General features: G+C 70.8%; 16 protein-coding genes. 6 read left to right on the top strand and 10 right to left on the bottom strand.

Annotation, left to right across the window (positions count from 1 at the left end; all coding sequences use genetic code 11):
* The first annotated feature begins 42 nt into the window (after positions 1 to 42).
* The 6 genes from F0U63_RS13200 to F0U63_RS13175 all read left to right on the top strand — a co-directional run bounded on the left by F0U63_RS13200 (position 43) and on the right by F0U63_RS13175 (position 6,692).
* Positions 43 to 315, top strand: a complete 273-nt coding sequence (locus tag F0U63_RS13200; RefSeq protein ID WP_395846247.1) for a hypothetical protein — start codon at positions 43 to 45, stop codon at positions 313 to 315.
* Between the two features lie 2 nt (positions 316 to 317).
* Complete coding sequence (locus tag F0U63_RS13195; RefSeq protein ID WP_395846246.1) at positions 318 to 2,177, top strand: DUF4129 domain-containing protein; 1,860 nt, start codon at positions 318 to 320, stop codon at positions 2,175 to 2,177.
* Entirely contained in the window at positions 2,170 to 3,465 is a 1,296-nt protein-coding gene (locus F0U63_RS13190; RefSeq protein WP_395846245.1) for a DUF4350 domain-containing protein, read from the top strand. The genes F0U63_RS13195 and F0U63_RS13190 overlap by 8 nt, the downstream gene beginning before the upstream one ends.
* On the top strand, positions 3,462 to 4,463 hold the full coding sequence (locus tag F0U63_RS13185; protein WP_395846244.1) for an AAA family ATPase: 1,002 nt from the start codon (positions 3,462 to 3,464) through the stop codon (positions 4,461 to 4,463). The genes F0U63_RS13190 and F0U63_RS13185 overlap by 4 nt, the downstream gene beginning before the upstream one ends.
* Positions 4,460 to 5,767, top strand: coding sequence for a DUF58 domain-containing protein (locus tag F0U63_RS13180; protein ID WP_395846243.1), 1,308 nt, complete (start codon positions 4,460 to 4,462; stop codon positions 5,765 to 5,767). Before F0U63_RS13185 ends, F0U63_RS13180 begins: the two co-directional genes overlap by 4 nt.
* A 148-nt stretch (positions 5,768 to 5,915) precedes the next feature.
* On the top strand, positions 5,916 to 6,692 hold the full coding sequence (locus F0U63_RS13175; RefSeq protein ID WP_395846242.1) for a hypothetical protein: 777 nt from the start codon (positions 5,916 to 5,918) through the stop codon (positions 6,690 to 6,692).
* Positions 6,693 to 6,748: 56 nt separating this feature from the next.
* On the opposite strand, the gene F0U63_RS13170 is transcribed toward F0U63_RS13175, so the two are convergent.
* The 10 genes from F0U63_RS13170 to F0U63_RS13125 all read right to left on the bottom strand — a co-directional run bounded on the left by F0U63_RS13170 (position 6,749) and on the right by F0U63_RS13125 (position 19,429).
* Positions 6,749 to 7,219, bottom strand: a complete 471-nt coding sequence (locus F0U63_RS13170; protein ID WP_395846241.1) for an NUDIX hydrolase — start codon at positions 7,217 to 7,219, stop codon at positions 6,749 to 6,751.
* A 20-nt stretch (positions 7,220 to 7,239) separates the two neighbouring features.
* Complete coding sequence (locus F0U63_RS13165) at positions 7,240 to 7,710, bottom strand: NUDIX hydrolase (protein ID WP_395846240.1); 471 nt, start codon at positions 7,708 to 7,710, stop codon at positions 7,240 to 7,242.
* A gap of 3 nt (positions 7,711 to 7,713) precedes the next feature.
* On the bottom strand, positions 7,714 to 9,258 hold the full coding sequence (locus F0U63_RS13160) for a DUF2380 domain-containing protein (protein WP_395846239.1): 1,545 nt from the start codon (positions 9,256 to 9,258) through the stop codon (positions 7,714 to 7,716).
* 21 nt (positions 9,259 to 9,279) lie between these two features.
* A complete protein-coding gene (locus F0U63_RS13155) occupies positions 9,280 to 10,296 on the bottom strand; it encodes a stage II sporulation protein M (RefSeq protein WP_395846238.1) in 1,017 nt (338 codons plus the stop codon).
* Positions 10,297 to 10,375: 79 nt separating this feature from the next.
* Positions 10,376 to 10,651 (bottom strand): hypothetical protein, encoded by a 276-nt coding sequence (locus tag F0U63_RS13150; RefSeq protein WP_395846237.1) that lies wholly within the window; start codon positions 10,649 to 10,651, stop codon positions 10,376 to 10,378.
* Between the two features lie 787 nt (positions 10,652 to 11,438).
* Entirely contained in the window at positions 11,439 to 12,785 is a 1,347-nt protein-coding gene (locus tag F0U63_RS13145; RefSeq protein ID WP_395846236.1) for a HupE/UreJ family protein, read from the bottom strand.
* A gap of 8 nt (positions 12,786 to 12,793) precedes the next feature.
* Positions 12,794 to 13,987: a DUF3500 domain-containing protein gene (locus F0U63_RS13140; protein WP_395846235.1), complete on the bottom strand. Its 1,194-nt coding sequence runs from the start codon at positions 13,985 to 13,987 to the stop codon at positions 12,794 to 12,796.
* A gap of 93 nt (positions 13,988 to 14,080) precedes the next feature.
* Positions 14,081 to 16,396, bottom strand: coding sequence for a FecR domain-containing protein (locus tag F0U63_RS13135; RefSeq protein ID WP_395846234.1), 2,316 nt, complete (start codon positions 16,394 to 16,396; stop codon positions 14,081 to 14,083).
* Positions 16,305 to 17,657 carry a protein kinase gene (locus F0U63_RS13130; RefSeq protein WP_395846233.1) on the bottom strand — a complete coding sequence of 451 codons (1,353 nt, stop codon included), beginning with the start codon at positions 17,655 to 17,657 and terminating at the stop codon, positions 16,305 to 16,307. The genes F0U63_RS13135 and F0U63_RS13130 overlap by 92 nt, the downstream gene beginning before the upstream one ends.
* Complete coding sequence (locus F0U63_RS13125; RefSeq protein WP_395846232.1) at positions 17,654 to 19,429, bottom strand: adenylate/guanylate cyclase domain-containing protein; 1,776 nt, start codon at positions 19,427 to 19,429, stop codon at positions 17,654 to 17,656. The genes F0U63_RS13130 and F0U63_RS13125 overlap by 4 nt, the downstream gene beginning before the upstream one ends.
* Positions 19,430 to 19,472: the final 43 nt, after the last annotated feature.

Below are 19,472 nucleotides of genomic sequence, written 5' to 3'. Positions count from 1 at the left end.
CGTGCTGGCCTCGGGCCGCCGGGATTGCGTAGGCTGCGTCCCATGATTCAGGGCTCGGGCCGCTGCCACTATCATCCAGAGCGCACCGGACTGGGCATCTGCGTGGAATGCCGCCGCGTCATCTGCCGGGAGTGCACCACGCAGTTCGAGGGCATCAACCGGTGCGCCTCCTGCCTGGACCAGCGCACCCGCGCCCTGGCCGTGTCCGCCGAGCGCCGGGAATGGAGTGTGGGCAACGTGCTGCTCGCCCTGCTGGCGGGCGCCGTGGTGTATGGCGGCGTCCTCCTGGCCGCTCGCCTGGCGGCGGGGCTCTAGACATGGCCGTCTCCGCACTCGAACTGCGCCCCCGAGGAGCCGTGGCCCTGATGGATGCCGCCCTGCGCCTGTGCGTGCGCGGCTCGGGCCTCTGGGCCCTCACCCTCCCCGGCGGCGTGCTCGTCACCGCCGCGCTCCTCCACCTGATGGACGCGGTGTCCCACCGCCGCCCACTCGCCCTCCCCGCCCTGGTCTTCACCCTGGCCTGGCTCGCCCGGGGCCTCTTCCAGGGCGCCGCCTGCCACCATGTCCAGCAACTGCTGCTCGGCCAGGGCCCCGAGGCGCCCTCGGTCCGCGACTCCCTGCGCGCCGCCCTGGCCCGCGCTCCCAGCCTGCTGTGCGCGGTGGCCTACCTGCTCGTCTTCAACACGGTGACACTCGGCGTCACGCTGGGGCTCGCCTATGTGTTCCTGTCCGCCCACATCGTGGGCTATGCGGCGACCCTTCAGGGCCGGGGCAGTCCGCTGAACCTGTATGGTCAGTGCGCGAAGCTGCTGGGGCCCGCGAAGATCACCGCCATCGGCGTGCGTCTGCTGCTGCTCGTGCAGGGGCTCGTCCTGCTCAACCTGCACATCGCGGCCAACGCCCTGTTCTACGTGGGCCGCAAGCTGCTCGGCATCGATCTCACCTTCGCCGAGCGCTTCGCCTCCCTCGACAACCCGTCCTGGGATGTCTTCCTCGTCGCCGTGACCTTCACCCTCTTCGAGCCCCTGCGCGCCGCCACCGCCTCGCTGCTGCTGATCGATGGCCGGGTGCGCCAGGAGGGGTTGGATCTGCTCGCCGCGGTGCAGCAGCTCCCGGTCCGCAAGCCGGCGCTCGGGCTGCTCGCGCTCCTGGGAATGAACCTCCTGGCTCCCACCGCCCAGGCCCGACCCGCGGCGTCCTCCGAGCCCTCCGGGGATCTGGTCCCGCGCGTGGAGACCCTGGCCGGAGCGTGCGAGTGGGACGAGGCCGCGCTCGAGGAGTGGCGGCGCACGCTCACCTCGCTCGGCCCGGCGGAGGCGAGGAAGGTGGCGCGGCTGGTGCGCTCCGTGGAAGCGGAGGTGGAGGAGAACGAGGAGTGTGCCGCGCTGGAGCGGCTCGACGAGGGACTCGCCCTGGCGGCGAGCACCACGGAGCTGGAGCGGCAACGGGCGGATGCCGCGAGCGCCCGGACACGCGCCCGGGACATCCTCGCGCGGCCCGAGTTCCAGGAGCCCGCCCCCCGGGCCGAACAGGAGGAGGCGTCCCCCGACGACACCGTGCCCAACGGCCTCTGGGAGCGCTTCGTCAAGTGGCTCGAGAAGACGCTCGAGGAGCTCTTCCGGCGCCGGCCGGATCCCACCCCGCCCCGCTCCAACGCCTCGGGCCTGGGAGGTGAGGCGGTGGCGAACGTGCTGGTGGTGGTCCTCGTCACCGCCGCGCTGGGCGTGCTCGCGGTGGTGCTGTGGCGCGCGTTCAACGCCCGGGGCCAGGCGGACGAGGGCGCGCGGCTCGAGGTGAGCAGCCAGAGCGCGGCGACGTTCGCGGCGGATCCGATGAACGCCCTGGCGCGCGCCCCCGAGGGCTGGGCCCACCTCGCCGACGAGCTGGCCGCCCGGGGCGAATACCGCGAGGCGGTGCGCGGCCTGTACCTCGCCCTGCTCTCGCGCCTGCACCACCAGGGCGCCATCCACTATGACCCCCGCCTGAGCAACTGGGACTACCTGCGCCAGTTCCGCGGCCGGAGCGAGTGGGTGCCTCCCCTGCGCGAGCTGACGCTGCGCTTCGACTTCGCCTGGTACGGCAACCTGCCCGTGGGCATGCAGGGCTACCGCGACTTCCGGGCGATGTGTGCCCCGATGCTCTCCACGCCCGCCGTCGCGGAGCCCGCCCGTGCGTGACCGATTCCCCCTGCTGGTGGTGGGCAGCCTGCTGCTGACCGCGGTGCTGGGCGCCTGGCTCGTGCGAGGCGCGGCCCGGGGCGGCTTCGCCGACACGCTCTCCACCTGGCGCGCCCAGCCGGATGGGGCCCGGGGACTCTTCCTGCTCGTCCAGGAGAGTGGCCTGTCCGTCACGCGCCGCACCGCGGACCTGCGCATCCTCTCCGAGCCGGGCACGCTCGTGCTGCTCGCCGTGGAGGTGGAGGGCGCCCAGGAGGACGACCCGGACCAGACGGCGCTCGCCGCGGACCGGGGCTCGGACCTGGAGGACGAGGAGGTCCCCCGCCACGGCTTCAACCGGCTGCACGTGCCCGAGCTGAGCGACGACGAGACGGAGAAGCTGCTCGAGTACGTCCGCTCCGGCCACTCGCTCGTGCTCGTGCCCTGGGGCTCGAAGGAGAACCCGCTGCTCGACGCGCTCGGGGTGTCGCTCATCAAGGCGGACACGTCCCTGCCCATGCGAACGCTGGTGCCCCCCCTCTCCAGTCCCTACACCCTGGGCGTGGAGCGGGTGGAGGCGCGCGTGCAGGCCTACCTGTCGCTGTCCGCCGAGGGCGCCATCCCCGTGCTGGAGGACGAGCCGCTGGGCATGACGGTGGCGGCGGTGGTGCCCTACGGGACGGGCAAGGTGCTGGTGGTGGGGGCGCCGGAGCTGGCGATGAACCAGGCGCTCGCGCGCGCGGACAACGCCCGGTTCTGGCTGAGCGCCCTGGAGGCACTGGGCCCCGGCCCCTACGCCTTCGACGAGCACCACCATGGCTTCACCAACGAGCGCTCGGTGGTGGACTTCGCGCGCCGCTACGGCCTGCACTTCGCGGTGGCGCAACTGCTGCTGGGGCTGAGCCTGTGGGCCCTGGCGCTCCAGCGCTTCGGCCGGCCCCGGCCTCCGCCCGAGACCCAGCGCGTGGGCACCACGGATGCGCTCTTCGCCATGAGCCGCCTGTACCGCGAGGGCCACCACCATGCCTTCGCCGCGGGCCTGCTGAGCCGGGGCCTGCTCCAGGAGCTGGCCGGGCACGCGGGCCTGCCCGCCCACGCGCCCGCCCAGGCCGTGGCCGAGAACCTCACCGCGCACGGCCAGGCGGAGCTCGCCCGGGGCCTGCGCGAAGTCGTCCACAAGGCCGCGAACGTGACCAGCGAGAGCGAGCTATTGCACCTGGCCACGCGCGCCGCGGCCCTGCGCCAACGCCTGCCTTCTTCCGGGCCGCGCCCCGCCGCGCCCCCCGCCCAGACACCCGAGGAGCCATGACTTCGCCCCCCTTCGCCTCCGCCCAGACCGCCGCCTCCCCCACCGCCGTGACCGCCGCCCACGCCATCCGCGAGGGCGTGCTCACCGAGGTGCGCAAGGCCGTCGTCGGACAGGACGAGCCGCTCGAGTTGATGCTCGTGGGCCTCGTCGCCGGCGGCCACGTGCTGCTCGAGGGCGTGCCCGGCGTGGCCAAGACGCTCATGGCCAAGGCGCTCGCGCGCTCCATCAGCGCGGACTTCAAGCGCATTCAATTCACCCCGGACCTGATGCCCGCGGACATCCTGGGCACCAGCATCTTCGACTTGAAGAGCCAGGCCTTCACCCTGGTGCGCGGCCCCATCTTCACGGACCTCTTGCTGGCGGATGAAATCAACCGCGCCCCGGCCAAGACGCAGTCCGCCCTGCTCGAGGCCATGCAGGAGCGCGGCGTGTCACTCGAGGGCCGCCACCTGGCGCTCTCGCCGCTCTTCTCCGTCTTCGCCACGCAGAACCCGGTGGAGTCCGAGGGCACCTACCCCCTGCCCGAGGCCCAGCTCGACCGCTTCCTGTTGAAGATCGACGTGGGCTACCCGGCGCCCGAGGAGGAGGATGCCATCCTCGCCGCGGTGCACCGGGGCTTCGACTCGGGCGACCTGGAGCGCGCGGGCGTGGGCGCGGCGGTGACGAAGGAGGGCATCCTGGAGGCGCGGCTGGCGCTCAACACCGTCACGGTGGAGCCGGCCGTCATCTCCTATGTGCGCCAGCTCGTGGGGGCCACGCGCACCTCCGGCCGCATCCGCCTGGGCGCGGGGCCTCGCGCCGGCGTGCACCTGCTGCTCGCGTCCAAGGCCCTGGCGGCGCTGCGTGGCCGGGGCTTCGTCACGCCCGAGGACGTGCGCTTCCTCGCGGAGCCGGTGCTCAAGCACCGCCTGTTGTTGTCGCCGGACGCGGAGCTGGATGGGGCCACGCCCGCGGACGTGCTGCGCGAGGTGGTGCGCTCCGTCGAGGTCCCCCGGTGATTCCCACCGGGCGCCTGTGGGTGCTGCTGTGCCTGCTCGCCGTGCCGATGATGGCCGCGGGGTTCTTCCCCGGCCTGGGCGGCGCGGTGCTGGCCCTGGACACGCTCGCGCTCGCGCTCGCGGCCCTGGACTTCCTCATGGCGCGGCGGGTGCGGCTGGAGGTGAGCCGGCAGCTGCCTCCCCGTCTGTCGGTGGGCGCGCCCAACAAGGTGGAGCTGCTGCTGGTGCACCGGGGCCCCCGGGACGTGGAGGTGCGGGTGCGCGACGACGTGCCCGAGTCCTTCACCGCCGAGCCCGAGGAGGCGCCGCTGCGCTTGCCCGCGGACAGCCAGACGCGCTGGGTGTACCGGGTGACGCCGGCGAAGCGGGGGCGGTTCGGCTTCGGGGACGTGCACGTGCGGGTGCGCGGGCCCCTGGGCCTGCTGCTGCACGAGCGCCGCGTCCCCGCGGCCCAGGACGTGGCGGTGTTCCCGGACATGCGCGGCGCCAGCCGGCTGTTGCTCTCGGGCGCGGCGTTGGACCTGGTGAACCTGGGCCTGCGGCAGTTGCGCCGGGATGGCCGGGGCAGCGAGTTCGCGCGCCTGCGCGACTATGCCCAGGGCGACTCGGTGCGCGAGGTGGATTGGAAGGCCACGGCCCGGCGCACCCGGCCCGTCACGCGGGTGATGGAGTCCGAGCGCTCGCAATCCCTGCTCATCTGCGTGGACGCGGGCCGCTCCATGGCGGCGCAGGTGGACGGGCTCACCAAGCTGGACCACGCCGTCAACGCGGCGCTCTTCCTGGCCTTCGTGGCGGTGCGCAATGGAGACCGCGTGGGGCTCGCCGTGTTCGCCGATGGCGTGAAGGCGTACCTGCCCCCGGCGGCGGGCCGCCTCCAGTACCGGAAGATACTGGACACGCTCTACGCCACCACGCCCAGCCTCACCTACGTGGACTACCTGGCGCTCTTCAAGGAGCTCAACGTGCGCCTGAACCGGCGCAGCCTCCTGTGCGTGTTCACGGACTTCCTCGACGAGGAGCAGGCCTCCACCCTGGTGGCGCCCCTGCACCGGCTGGCCCGGCGGCACGTCCCCCTGTGCCTGTCCGTGCGCGACACCGCGCTCACCACCCTGCTGCGCACCCCTCCCGCCGGCCCCGAGCAGGCCTACCAGCAGGCCGTGGCCAGTGAGCTGCTCTCGGACCGAGAGACCCTCAAGGCCAAGGTGGGCGCCGGCGGCGTGCACATGCTCGACGTGCGGCCCGACGAGTTGAGCCTCGCCGCCGTGAACCGCTACCTCGACATCAAGGCGCGCGGGGTGTTGTAGGCCGGACATTGCCCCACGCCCGCATCAGCCCTGAAAGCGGGTAAAAGCAATGAAACGAGAATTTTACGTTCCCCCTGTTCAATAAGGAGGTAAGAGAGAGGCCGCTCAGCACCTGAACGGCTCCCCGGGGCCGACGCGAGGTCATCCCATGAAGAGCGCGACCCTCCTCTGCTCCCTGCTCGGTGGACTGGCGCTGCTGGCCGCTCCGGCCGCGAAGGCGGACGTCACCACGGCCAGGCCGCTCTTCGAGTCCCGGGTGGCCAGCGCGCGCACCGCCAGCAGCCCCGGGGGAGCGACGGTCCTGCGCCAGGAGCTCATCACGGCGCTGGACGCATTCATCGTGGACGGGTGGGTGGACGCGCAGGAGGCGAGCTACCTGTCCACCAGGGTGTCCAACCCCACGTTCCTCACCGGCCTGGAGGCGGCGGCGAAGAAGTACCTCTTCGACTTCCACGAGCTGAACGACGCGGAGGACTACGAGGCCCCCCTGAGCCTGGAGTCGGTCTCGAGCACGCCGGCCCAGGTGTTCGGCGCCAGCGGGCCGCTCGCCAGCAGCTCGCGCATCAAGGAGGGCTCCATCCCCGAGGGCACGGGGGTGGCCAACCAGGTGACGCTGACGAACGCGTACACGTGGGTGTTCGGCAGCTCCTACGACAGGCAGACCTACTTCGAGCCCGTCAACATCGAGGAGCTCACCGCGCGGCTCAAGGCGAGGACGTCCTACGGCACGCCGAGCACGGCCGAGGTGAATGGCGCGCTGGCGTGGCTCGCGCGGATCTACAACACGGGCAACCGCATCTACGTCGCGGACTGGCGCAGCGAGGGCCGTGGAGGCCCGGGCGAGTCCGCCGGCTTCGTGGTGGCGGTGGTCAGCGCGGACCGCGGGTTCGTCCGCATGCTGGAAGTGCTCACCTGGGCGGAGTAGCCGCCCCGTCGCGAGTCGTAGCCCCGCTCGCGGACCCGCTCGTACAGGCGTGAAGCTCAGGCTTCTTCGTCGGGCAGGAGATTCAGCAACAGCTCGTCGTCGGGCCCGAGCGGGCGCCAACCGGGCGGCGGTGGCGAGGCAAGGAGTGCATCACCAGCCCTATCGGCGCGCTCCTTGTGGGTTTCTGGGGTGTACGCAAACCAGCGACCAACTGCCTTGGCCACCTTGAAGCGGTTGGCATCGTCCAGCACAGTCGGCCACCCATCGGGAAGACTCTGGGACAACATGCGCACGAGCACATCACGCACGAAGCGAGTGACCTGATTGCGCTGCTCCGCCTCGGCGAGCAACCCACTCAACACCTGCACCCCTGCGATGTCGTCCGGACCCAACTCGTCGGCCAGCGCAACCAAGGAGGCAGTGGGGCGGGCGTTCGCGAAGGCCGTGACCGAGTCGTAACCCCGCTCGCGGATCCGCTCATACAAGCGGGCTTTCCAGTTGCCCTCCCAGGAACGATCCTCGCTCATGGTCCTTCCAGGAGTGAAGCTCACGCTTCTTCGTCGGGCAGGAGCGTGAGCAGTAGCTCGTCGTCGGGCCCGCGCGGGCGCCAACCGGGTGGTGGTGGCGAGGCGAGGAGTGCATCACCGATTCGCCTGACGCGCTCCTTATGGGGGTCTGGAGTGAAGGTCCCCCAACGGGCAAGTGCATGGGCGACGTCGAAACGGTTTGCGTCGTCGAGCACGGCTGGCCAGCCGTTGGGGAGTGCTTCGGCCAGCTCGCGCACGAGTTGGCCGCGTATCAAGCGCGTGACTCGGCGGCTTCGCTCCGCCTCGGCAAGCAAACCGCTAAACACCTGCACTCCCGCGATGTCGTCCGGGCCAAGCTCCTCAGCCAGCGCCACCAGCGAGGCAACGGGGCGCTCCTCGGCGAAGGCGGTGAGCGAGTCGTAACCTCGCTCGCGGACCCGCTCGTACAGGCGCACCTTCCAGTTACCCTCCCAGGAACGTCCGTCGGCCATCGCTCATTTCCCTCGGCAGCGGACGAAGTTCATCGGGATGTCGTACAAGTTCATATAGCCCGCGACGATCTTGAGGATCTCGTTCCGAGTCAACATCCGGCCCGCCTTGGACTCGGCATCGTACAGCACCTCCATGATCATCCGGTTCCATTCACCGGACCATTGGCGCCCCAGCATCCAGTTTCCACCGCCGTGAATCGCCTGATGGTGCGGCTGCTGAAGCGTGACGCAGAACCAGTCGATTCTCATCTTGCCGGTGAAGCCGCGCTTCTCGAACCACTCGCGGAACTCCTTCGGCATGACGTGATGACGCGGGGGCTCGGCCATCCCGGCGCCCGTCTTGCCCGTCACACGCATGGCCCGCACCTCGGGCGCATCGCCAAGCGCGTCGCGCACGCCCCTGGGAAGGTCGCCGTGGCCCTGTGCCATCATCACGTGGCCGGCCTGAATCCGCACGGCGGCGCTGACGACAGGCACGGAGAGGACGCCCGCTCGCACCAACTGGCGCATCATCTCCACCCACTCGGCGGACACCACCACCCGCGTCCCCATCATCACCCCGTTGGGGCCCACCATGAGGCTCGCGCCGAGCATGGCGGGAGTAGCCGCGCGCAACGCGGGCAACGTGAACTTCAGCACCGACAGGCTGGTGAGCGCCTCCATGGACTCCTTCAGCACCAGCGCCGTCTCGAGGACTTTCGCCCCCTTGTTCATGGCCTCGAGGAGTGCGGCGAATTCGCCCGTGAGGTGGCCTACCAGCGCGGGCATGTCCTCCGCCGCTGACTCCACCTGCTCTGGCTCCAGGGAGGAGAGAGCCCTCATGGAGGGCTCCATCATCTTCTGCCAGCCATCCATCCTCATGAAGAGCGCCTCCACGCCGTAGAGGCGTCGGGAGAGCGCGGCGTCGGCGAGGTTGAGGAAGTCAAACCACACGGCCAGCAGCATGGAGCCCATCATGGCGGCCTCCAGCCGTGGGCCCGCGAGGCGCAGCAGGGCGAGCTGCATGTCCGGGTCCTTCACCTCCGACGCCTCGGCGGCCAGCTCCGTGGCGGCGGCAAGCTCAGCGTCAATCCACCGCAGCTGAGCTTCGCCCTGGTCGACATAGCGGACGAAGATGCCGTTGCCCGCGCCAGCGATGCCGAGGTTGCTGGCCTTGAGTCTGGAGAGCTCGCGGGAGATGCGGCGGGTGGAGCCGGACACCTCGCCCACGCCCTTGCGAAAGGCCAGGTGGGCCGCGAGGGCGCTCCGCCACACCGTCGCGTCGGCGCTGCCAGGGTCCGCCACCGTCACGGCTTCCCGGGAGCCGCGGCGACGGTGCAGCCGCTCTGGCGCCTCGGGCCCAAGCGGGGAGGTCGGCTGAGAGTCGAGGACGAGCGGCGACTCCTCGCCCGCCCCTCCGGTCCCCGCGAGCCCCGTGACGACATGGGGGGTGTAGCGAAGGCTCCGCCCCGGGCCGGGCCGAGGCGTCAGCGACCCACAGCCGTTGGACAAGAGGGCCAGGGCGAGCAGCAGCCCTGTCCCCCTCGCCCTTGCTGAGTCAGCGCACATGGTCCACCCCAGGCCCGTGGGTCACCTGGGGCGCCCGTCCTCCGCCCCGTCCCGCGCGCGGCCCGCCCCGCGCATCCAATCCGAGCCGAGATAGGCATAGACGCCCAGGCCCACCATCAGGGCGAAGGACACCTTGAAGGCCACCGACAGCTTGGGCGGGTGGATTTGAGAGATGGTGCCCTCGATGAAGCCCGCGAGCACGAAGAGCGCGAGCGTGCCGAAGAGCAGCCGCACCGCGCGCACCGCCTCCTGACGCAGCGCCACGCCGCGGGGCAGTCCTCGCGGCGCCACCTGCCCCCGGGCGATGACGAGACCCGCCGCGCCCGCGATGCAGATGGCGGTGATCTCCGGAATGCCGTGCGGGAGGATCCACGCCCAGAACCAGCCCGCCATGCCCTTGGCCGTGTACACCTGCGCGAGCGCGCCCAGCATCAGCCCGTTGCTGAAGAGCATGATGCCCGTGCCCACGCCCGCGGTGATGCCCAGCGCGAAGGCGAGGAAGGCCACCTGGATGTTGTGGGTGAAGAGGAAGGTGGTGAACTGGGCCTGCTCGCCCACGCTCGCCCCCTGCCCCGCGGCCTCGTCCCGGGCGCGCTGGAGCGGGTCCAGGTTCAGGTGCTCGGCGGGGACGAGGTAGGGCGCGGCGTCCGGATCCACCAGCATGCCCAGGTAGCCGAAGCCCAGGCCCGCGAGGAACAGCAGCACCGACGCCGCGTACATGCGCCACTCCTGGCGCAGCAGCGCGGGAAACCCCCGGGCGATGAAGTTCCACACGTCCGCGAACCTCGGCCGCTCGCCCGGATAGGTGAGCGCGTAGGCCCGGCCCACCAGATCATTGAGGTACTCGCTCACGTCGGCGGCGCCACTGCGCGCGCGCACCCACAGCAGGTCGCTCGAGACGGCACGGTAGAGCCGCCCCAGCGAGCGGGCCTCCTCCAGTTCCAGGGCGCGCAGCCCCTTGCCCTCGGCCTTGTCGAGCAGGGACTCCAGTTGCTGCCAGCGCGGTCGGCGCGCCTCGATGAACTCGGGCATCTCCATGCCCGGACACTCTAATCCCCTTCAGCAGGGAGTCGATGGCGGAGGGCGCAGGGCCTTGGGCCACGCCGGCCCCATTCATCTACATGACGTAGAGCGGGCTGTTGCCAATCTCCGCCTTCTTGAGTTCCTCGAAGGAGTTGTACTTCTTCGGGGCCGAGTGGTTGTAGCTGTCATAGCTGGTCCACTTGCCGTTCTCCTTGCGCACGGCGAAGAAGTGGCCGGTATTGACGTTCGCGACGATGCCCTGCCCCTTCTGTCGGAGTGACTTCTCGCTGCCCTCTTGCAAGCCGTACAGGTTCAGGGCTCCAGGATCATTACCACCCAGCACGAGCGCTTGCGCATCCTCCGCTGTCATACCCAGCATCTGCTGGTAGTGGTTGCTCGCCCTTTGGATGAACTCCGACTTGCTCACCTGTCCGTTGAAGAAGTGGTGCAGCGCGTAGAACGCGCAAAGGTTGGAGTCAGGATAGGTTTTCGGCTGCTTGACGAAACAAAACTGGGACGCTTGAGGCGCGCCTCCATACCCTACGGATTTGGCCGACCCGTGGTTGTACACACCATGATGGTGTGATGCATGTTGGAGGTTGGAGCCATAGGCCTGGTGATAGCCATGCGACGGTCCCGGCTGACTCGAGTAGGCGCTGTGGGGGGAGGCCTGCTGAGGATGCGCGTACGGCTGATGCGTGCTCTGATGAGTCTGCTGAGGAGCGGAGCTGTGAGACGCTCCATTCGTCGAATATCCCTGTCCGGAATTGTTGTAGTGGTAGTGGTACGATGGCGCGTTATTGTTGACCTTGCCCATTTCAGTTCCTCCTGACGCGCGCTCCAGACACGGAGCCCACTCGCGCATGGGTATTGAATATTCCAAGCTGGATGGACGCGCAATAGACAAAGCGCTTGACACGGCACTACCGCGCTTTCCTCGGATTCTCAGAAGAGCCCCTCGAACTCTCAGAAATCGAGGGCTCATTGTGCTGCCTGGACACCTACGAGAAGGGCCCGGGGAAGGCGTCAAAGGTGTGGCTGGGAGGAGCAATGCCCATGCCATCCCAACGCCCTATCTCAGACAGTCTGGAGCTCCTGTGGCAGCGGCGGGAGCAGGCCCGACCAGCCGAGTGTCCACGGGGTAATCCCCGGGCTTCCTACGCATGTCCTCCGCCGCTGACTCCTTGGCCCAGTCCTCCCGGCGCCGGGCCCGCCATGGTGGCGGAGAGGAGATTCCCAGCCCGGCGAGCGCGAAGCCGGGTTCCACCCACCACGGCGAGCGACAGTCCCGCCAGGAGCGCGACCCCGAGCAGCGCGTGCCCGGCGATGGCCTCCACGAAGGGGACGATGGGCGTCTGGAGGGCGAACGCGCGCTCGGCGATCCACCCCACCGCGGCCACTCCCGCGAAGCACGCGCCGGCCCCCCGCACGAGCGCGTGGACGGGAGAACGGCTCAACACGAGCAGCCAGGGCAGGGTCACCGCGACCACCGCGAGCTGCATGGCCTCGATGCCCAGGTTGAAGGCCAGCACGCTCAACACGAGCGCCCGGGTGTCGAGGCCGAACTCCGCGAGCACCGTCGAGAACGCGAGCCCATGCACGAGCCCGAACGCCACGGCGATGAGCGGCTCGCGACCGGAGAACAGGGGGCGCAGCGCGTGGACGGCCGACACGAGGATCGACACGGCGATGAGGATCTCCACGGGCGCCTGGGGCACCTGGAGGACGCCCAGGGCCCCCGCCGCCAGCGTCAGGGAATGGCCGAGCGTGAAGGCACTCACCACCTTGACGACCTGTTTCACGCCGTGGCCCGTGGAGGGCGACGGCGCCCACCGCCCCCCGGCCCCGAGCAGGGGCGCGGCGAGCAGGAGGACCAGCAGGAAGAGCAGGTGATCGGTGCCCTCGGCGATGTGCCGGGTCCCCAGGACGAAGACGGACTGGAAGCCCCGCCACCACGAGCCGTCCGAGCGATCCATCCCCAGGCTCGTGCTTCGATACCGCAGCACCCCGAGCAGCTCGGGATGCGCGGAGAAGACACCGCCCTCGAAGTCACTGCGGACGTAGACGAAGACCGAGTGCGTGACGACCCGGTGGAGGATGGCGTCGTAGCGCAGGGTGAGCGCACGGGCCGTCGCGCCGGGGGGAGGGCTCATGGAGAGCTTCACCACGAGGAACTCGGAGCCGTCGATCCGGCGCACCTCCGGAGAGAGGAGGTCCACGCGGAACGCCCGGCCATCCGGAGCCTGCACGGACAGGTGCTCCCCCAGGTAGCGCATGAGCTCCTCGCCCCTGCGCGCCACCAGGGTCGAGGTCTCCTCGAGCAGGCCGCGCCGGAGGGTGAGCTCCAGTTGATCCAACGGCAGTTGCACCTCGCCCCCGACGGCTTGCCCTCGCAGCTCGAGGAGGACGGCGGTCGAGCGCAGGGGATGGGCGGCCACGGGAGCGGCCACGCCGACGAGGACGAGCGCCAGGAGCAGCGCCCACGCGGGAAGGGTCCGGTTCATGGGGGAGCTCAGAGGCCTTGGCCGTAATCCATCGTCTTGTCGCGCAGGATGGTGTGGAAGTGGATCTGGTCGCGGAAGACCACGCCCGACTGGCAGGCGAACTCGATCCACAGCCGGGGACCATCGATGCGCACGTAGGTGCCATTCACGTTCGGGTCGAGCTGATCTCCCGCCCAGGCCACGTAGGTGTCGGCGTACGCCGCGGCCGAGGTGTACTCGGCGAGCAGGGCCTCGGAGATGTCCGGGCTGTAGTCCTTCACCCAGGCCGAGATGGCGGCCGTCACCAGCGCCTGCTGCTGCGCCGTGAGGCTCGACACGAGGACGCCCACGCGGTCCGCTCCCGTCGGATAGTCCGTCGGGTACACACCGCTTCCGTTGTCCGGGCCCACCGTGACGTCCCCGTACACCACGGGCTGCCCATTGTTGGTGATCCGGGCGGAGGTCTTCTGCGCCTCGGAGAAGGAGTCGAAGATGCCGAACACCGCGATGCGCTCGTCCGTCAGCGGGGAGTAGGTGAGGCCTCCACTCGTCCACGTCTGCGGCTCGACGCCGATGAAGTTGGGGGTCGGGCTCGCGACGCCGTTGCGATACGTCACGTTGATGGCCAGGTGGTGACCACCCAGTTGCAACATCCAGTCGCCCGCCACGGAGGGCGTTCCAATGAAGGCGATGGAATAGTTGTCCGAGGAGTAGCCACCACCACCCGGAAAACCTCCACCCGGAGGAGGACCCCCGCCCCCATCGGGCGGGCCGCCTCCCGGAGGACCTCCGCCGCCGTCGGGGGCCCCTCCCCCACCACCGCCTCCGCCGCCCTGGGTCCCGAGGTAGTCGTCCGCCGCCAAGATGGCCTTCAGCTCCTCGTAGCCCTCGGGGCTCATCACCTGTTCGGCGACCGCGAGCGCCGCCGCGCGGCTGTCCTCGTCCAGGTCGCCGAGCGCCAGACCATTGCGCGTCACGCCGGGAAGGTTCGACCACACGGTCTTCGCGGCCGAGTCGCTCCAGTCATAGAGCAGGGCCTCGCGCTCGGTGTCCGTCAGCGTGGCCATGAAGGCATTGGCCGCGCAGACGACCTTCTCGGAGTGGCTCGTGGCACCCGAGCAATCCACGGGCTGGGGCTCCGTCGGCGTCCCGTCCTCGTGACAGCCCAGTACGCCCAGGCCCACGGTCAGGCCCATCACCACCGCGAACTTGAAACGGTTCATGTCGTGTCTCCAACGGGGCTTGGAAGAAGAAGCACCCCGTTGCATCCAGGAACCGTAGGGACCGCAGCTGAAGAGAATCTTAAGCCCGGCGCTCTACTGCGGCAGCGGCGGGAGCAGGCCCGACCAGCCGAGCGTCAGCTGCCCTCCCCAGGCGCCCCAGACACTCGCTCCGTCCGGACCGAAGCCCCGGCGCACCGAGGCGCCCACTTCGAATCCGCTCCACTTCCAACGGGCACCCACCCCGGCCGCGTAGGCATGGGGGCCCGGAGCCTCGAGCGTGGCGTCCACCAGGGCGTTCACCTCGGCTCCGAGCGCCAGGGTCGGCAGGGGCAGGAACCATCCCTGGTAAGCGCTCTCCCAGGTCGCCCGCGTCCGTCCAGGCCGCAGGGCGTACCCCTGGCTGGTGGACCAGGCCCAGCGCTCCCACTGTCCTCCCGCGATCAACGCCGGCCGCAACCACGCGCCACGCTCCTCTCCGGCGAACGCCGAACCCGCGAACAGGCCCTCGAAGGACAGCAGCACGCGCAGGGTGGGCAGATCCGACAGCAGGACCCGGCCCGACAGGGTGGCGGACAGCTCCCGCGAGAACGCCTCGGGACTCACCGCCAGCGCCGCGCCCAGGGCCACGCGCTCGCCCAGCCGTCCCTCCACGGAGAGCGCGGCACGACCGCCCGCGACGTCCGCTCCCGAGGGAGCCGCGCCGGTCTGGGCGCGCAACTCGACGAGCAGCGAGCGCGGCAGGAAGGCGGTGGGCAGGGCCGAGGCGTCGCGCCGGCCTCCCGGGGGAGCACTCAACAGAGACGTCAGCGCCACCTCGGGACCCGCGGGAACCACCGGAGCAGGTGGCGGGGGCGCGACGGGAAGCGGAGCCTGGGCCTCGAGCCGCGCGAGGGACGTATCGCCCCAGAGGGCCTCCACCGAGGTCACGCGCCGCCCTTCCCGCTCGGCGGGCACCACGCGCGCCAGCCACGAGCCATCCGCCTGACGGGACAAGGGCTCCACCCGGGTGCCCTCCAGACCGCGCAGCGTCAGCGCCGTAGGGGCGATGTCCAGAGGCTGGCCCTGCTCGTCGACCACCCGCAGCCGCGCCTGGAACGTCTCTCCGAGGGGCTCGAGCGCCAGGGTCGCCTTCGGAGGTGACACGGTGAGCGTCAACCGCTCCGCGGGCGCGTCGGGCAGGCCGCGAGGCCGCAGTTCCAGCGTGTGCGCGCCCAGGGCTTCCACGCGCAGGGGCAGTGTCACGGGGGCGCCATCGAGCCGCGCGTCCAGGGACTCGGCGCCGTCCACGGAGAACTCGAGGGGAGGCGTGCCCTGGAGCCCCTGGGGTCCGAGGGTTCCGCGCTGCGTCTTCACCCGGAGCACCTCGACCCGGCGCACGGCGGAGGCCCGGCCCAGCAGGCCCGCGGCATCCACGGCTCGCACCCGAGCGAAGTACTCGCCAGGCGCCAGCGCGGGCACCACGGACTTCAACGGCTCCGGCCCGGCGGGGACCGTCTCCGTGTGCAGCCGATCATTGAAACGCTCATCCCGCGCGAGCTCCACCCGGTAGGACGCCGCGCGCGGCACGGGCGTCCACGGCAGCGTCTCGTCCACGCCCGCGCCGTCCAGCAACAGCCGCACCGAGCGCACACCGCCCACCCACTCCGGCGCCTCGGGCAACGGGCGGGGCTTCTCGGGCACCTTGCCCTTCTCCACCCGCGTCCCATGGTCGCGGGGCACCTGCACGCGCTGGCCCTGGGCGGCCACCTCGGCCTGGCCGTCGAAGACGGACAGCCGCGTCATCTGCTGCGCGTCCACGCCGACAATCAAATCCCTCGAGCGCGAGTCCACCGTGGCCGCCGGCATCTTCACGCCCAGCGGCTCGCCGCGCAGCTCCGCCAGCGACACGTTCAGCTCGCCCTGGAGCAGCTCCACGGCACCGGACTTCTTCACCTTGTCCGGCGCCTGGGTCTCCTGGCCGTAGATGACGACGAGCGCGTTCTCGTTCATCTGCAGCCGGGTGAGATCGCGAAAGGTCACCTCCGCGCCGGCCGAGCGCAGCGTGTTGACGGAGTCCAGGCGCCACAGGCCCTGGCCGGTATTGGCATGGAGCCAGTCGGGCTTGCCGGCGCGCTTGGAGTTGACCTCGGGCTTGACGAAGGTGAGCCGGGCGTCCGGGTCGCCCTTGATGCGCAGCCGAGTGCCTGGCTTCAGCGTGTGCGGCGGCGGCCCCATGGAGTTGAGCGCGTGCAGCTTCGCGGAGCCCGCGGAGGCGTCGCCGAAGAACCTGCGTCCCACGCTGGCGCAGGTGTCTCCCGGCTGGACCACGTACACGTCGTCATCGGCCTGTTGGGCCCGGGCCACGTCCGGACGGCCCAGCACCAGGAAGAGGAGGAGGGAGAGAACCCTGACGTTTGAGTTTCTGGGCACGAGATACCTTCCGGGTCAGATCCCTCGGGTCGGGCGGAAGGGGGATGAAGTCGAACACGCCCCCCTCCAATGCGCCTGTCACCAGCTCCCAGTCCTCCGCGGGACCACACACCAGGACAGGCGGAACATCCGGGCGCGCAGCCAATTCCCTCGCCCGGGCGAGCGACGCACGCCCCTCGGCGATGACGAGCAGCGCGCCAAAGCCGAGCAGGGGCTCGGCCGCTTCGGCGAAGCGCGCCTGGAAGCCACACGTGGTGAGCAACTCCACCAGGCGAGCACCGGCGTCGGTCCGCTCGGACAGCACGGCCACGGGCGCGCTCCCCACCACGGGTCCCGGCGGAGCCACTTCGCGCGGCGTGGGCCGCTCCGTCTTCTTGCCCTCGCCCCGGCGCGCGGGAGGAGCGCCCGGCACCGGCTCGGCGAGCACGGCGAGCAGCTCCTCGCGCATGGCCGCGGCGTCCACCGGACGCGCCGTGGGCAGCTTCTCCATCGCCCGCATCACGGCGGACTCCAGCCGCGCCGGGAACGACAGGTCGGGCCGGGCCTCGCGCAACGAGGGCACGGGCCGGTAGAGGTGCGCGGCGGACACTTCCACCGAGGGCCCCACGGGAAAGGGGGGCGAGCCCGTGAGCAGCTCGTGGAGGACACACCCCAGCGCGTAGAGATCGCTCCGCCCGTCCACGAGCCCGCCCCGCATCTGCTCCGGCGACATGAAGCCCGGAGTGCCCACGGCGGTGCCCGCCTGGGTGATGCGCGTGTGCCAGGACTCACTCAGCGTGGCGAGGCCGAAGTCGAGCACCTTCACGCGCTCGCCCTCCGGGTGGGGCTCCAGGAAGAGGTTCGCGGGTTTGAGATCCCGGTGGATGATGCCGAGCGCGTGGGCGGCCCGCAGCACCTCCAGCACCTGGACGGTGAGGCCCACGGCGCGGGGCACGGACAGCACGCCCTCGCGCTGGAGCACGGCCTCCAGGGACTCGCCGGACACGAGCGCCATGGCGATGAAGAGCAGCTCCTCATCGGCCCCGAAGTCATACACCTCCACCGAGCCCGGGTGGCGCAGCCGGGCGAGCACCTGGGCCTCGCGATGGAAGCGCTCCACGAAGCCCGGAGCGCTGGAGATATGCGGGTGCATCACCTTGAGGGCCACGAGCCGGCCGAGGCCGAGCTGCTCCGCCTCGTAGACGACGCCCATGCCGCCCTCGCCCAGCGCGCGGACGATCTGGAAACGCCCGGCGACCACCTGCCCCGGAACGAGCCTCACACCGGCACCTCATAGGTGCGCGTGGCGGCGGAGCGGCCATGCAGCCGGCGCTCGCCCGCGGGCACCAGCTCCACGGAGTCGTCGCCGATCCGCTCGCGCGTGGCCTCGCTCACGAGGATCTGCCCTGGCTGGGCCATGGACTCCAAACGCGCGGCCACGTTCACCGTGTCGCCGATGACCGTGTAGTCCATGCGCTTGTCACTGCCCACGTTGCCGGCCACGGCGAAGCCGGTGTGCACGCCCATGGCGAGCTGGATCTCGATGCCCCAGCGCTCGCGCCAGCGCCGGTTGCCCACGTCGAGCCAGCGGCGCAGATCCTCGGCCGCGAGCACCGCGCGTTGGGCATCGTCCTCGTGGGACTGGGGCGTGCCCCAGACGGCCATGATGCAGTCGCCGATGAACTTGTCGATGATGCCCCCGCGCCGCTGGATGATCTCCGTGGCGAAGGTGAACAGCTCGTTGAGCAGCGCGACGATGACCTCCGGGGGCTGGGTCTCGGACAGGTGGGTGAAGCCCACCACGTCCGCGAAGAGGATGGTGACCTCGCGGCGCTCGCCCCCGAGCCGCAGGCGCTCGGGATGGGAGACGACCAGCTCCACCACGTCCGGAGACAGGTAGCGGCTGAGGGCGGCGCGCGCCTGGGTCTGGGAGAGCAGCTCGCGCTCCTTGGAGGCGAGCGTGCGCGCCATGTCCTCGAAGGCCCGGCCCAGGGTGCCCACCTCGTCCGAGCGCCGGGTGACGCGCTCGCCCACGCCGCGGAAGGCGCGCTCGGCGAGGGCCCGGGTCGCCGCGACGAGATCGCGCAGGGGCCGGGTGAGCTGCCGGGCTCCGAGCAGACCAGCCCCCAGGGCCACCAGGGCCGCGAGCGCGAGCGCGGCGAGGATGGAGCGGCGCATCTCCGTCAGCGACGCATAGGCCACGGACTGGGGCTGCTGCACCACCACCGCCCAGCCATGTTCGGACAGGACCTCCAGCGAGCCGAGCATCGCCTGGCCCTCGAGCTGGAAGTCGGAGATGGCGGCCATGTCCGTGGAGAAGGAGGCGTCGCCGCTGAGCGCCGCGAAGAGGCCGTGGTGGGAGAAGTCCTCGCGGGCCGCCACGCGGGCGGGGTCGGCGTGGAGCACGAGCCGCCGCCGCTGGTCCACGACGAAGACGTTCTCGCGCGCGCCGAGGAAGCGCTCGCCCAGCTCCCCCATCAACGCGCACAGCTCGCCGAGCCGCACCTGGGTGCCGAGGATGGCGCGCGGGCTGCCGTCACGGATGATGGGGAAGAACACCTCGAGCACGGGCTCGCCCCGAGCCCCGGTGCTCACGTCGCGCACCACCAGGTGCCCCCGGGAGACGAGCGCGTCGAGCAGGGAGGCCTCCAGGCGGGAGGCGATCCGGGGAGCGGGCACCTCGTCCGCCTTCACCGTGGTGACGCTCTGGCCGTTGGGGGCGTAGAGCGTGACGAAGTCGATATTGCCCAGGGCGGCCACCCGCGAGCCGACGAGGGCGAAGCGCGTGGCATCGTCTCCCAGGCCGGGCGCGAAGAGGATCTGTCCGAGTCCCTCGAGGTCCTGCTCGACGCGCGCCAGCGAGCCGCGCACGGAGCGCTGCACGTCCCCCACGAGGGAGCGGTGCAGGTGGCGCACGAGCTCCTCCAAGGCCAGGGCGTTGGTGTCCATCATCTTCCAGCCCAGCCCCACGAGCGGAGGCAGCGCGCACACGAGGATGAGGAGGAACAGGCGAGTGAACAGCGAGACGCCCCGGCGGGTCTCCGGAGAGGACATGGGAGGGGCCTCCATCGCTGGAGCCTAGCAGACCCCCCACCGC

It is taken from the genome of Cystobacter fuscus, from assembly GCF_044360685.1.
Taxonomy (GTDB): domain Bacteria; phylum Myxococcota; class Myxococcia; order Myxococcales; family Myxococcaceae; genus Cystobacter; species Cystobacter fuscus_C.
The sequence above is the reverse complement of the archived record's forward strand: the minus strand, read 5'-3'. Positions and strand labels throughout refer to the sequence as shown.

Excerpts from the sequence above, each read along its gene's own strand:
- F0U63_RS13200 (WP_395846247.1), top strand. The coding sequence starts at position 43 with ATGATTCAGGGCTCGGGCCGCTGCCACTATCATCCAGAGCGCACCGGA.
- F0U63_RS13195 (WP_395846246.1), top strand. The coding sequence starts at position 318 with ATGGCCGTCTCCGCACTCGAACTGCGCCCCCGAGGAGCCGTGGCCCTG.
- F0U63_RS13185 (WP_395846244.1), top strand. The coding sequence starts at position 3,462 with ATGACTTCGCCCCCCTTCGCCTCCGCCCAGACCGCCGCCTCCCCCACC.
- F0U63_RS13175 (WP_395846242.1), top strand. The coding sequence starts at position 5,916 with ATGAAGAGCGCGACCCTCCTCTGCTCCCTGCTCGGTGGACTGGCGCTG.
- F0U63_RS13170 (WP_395846241.1), bottom strand. The coding sequence starts at position 7,219 with ATGAGCGAGGATCGTTCCTGGGAGGGCAACTGGAAAGCCCGCTTGTAT.
- F0U63_RS13165 (WP_395846240.1), bottom strand. The coding sequence starts at position 7,710 with ATGGCCGACGGACGTTCCTGGGAGGGTAACTGGAAGGTGCGCCTGTAC.
- F0U63_RS13160 (WP_395846239.1), bottom strand. The coding sequence starts at position 9,258 with ATGTGCGCTGACTCAGCAAGGGCGAGGGGGACAGGGCTGCTGCTCGCC.
- F0U63_RS13155 (WP_395846238.1), bottom strand. The coding sequence starts at position 10,296 with ATGGAGATGCCCGAGTTCATCGAGGCGCGCCGACCGCGCTGGCAGCAA.
- F0U63_RS13150 (WP_395846237.1), bottom strand. The coding sequence starts at position 10,651 with ATGACAGCGGAGGATGCGCAAGCGCTCGTGCTGGGTGGTAATGATCCT.
- F0U63_RS13145 (WP_395846236.1), bottom strand. The coding sequence starts at position 12,785 with ATGAACCGGACCCTTCCCGCGTGGGCGCTGCTCCTGGCGCTCGTCCTC.
- F0U63_RS13140 (WP_395846235.1), bottom strand. The coding sequence starts at position 13,987 with ATGAACCGTTTCAAGTTCGCGGTGGTGATGGGCCTGACCGTGGGCCTG.
- F0U63_RS13125 (WP_395846232.1), bottom strand. The coding sequence starts at position 19,429 with ATGTCCTCTCCGGAGACCCGCCGGGGCGTCTCGCTGTTCACTCGCCTG.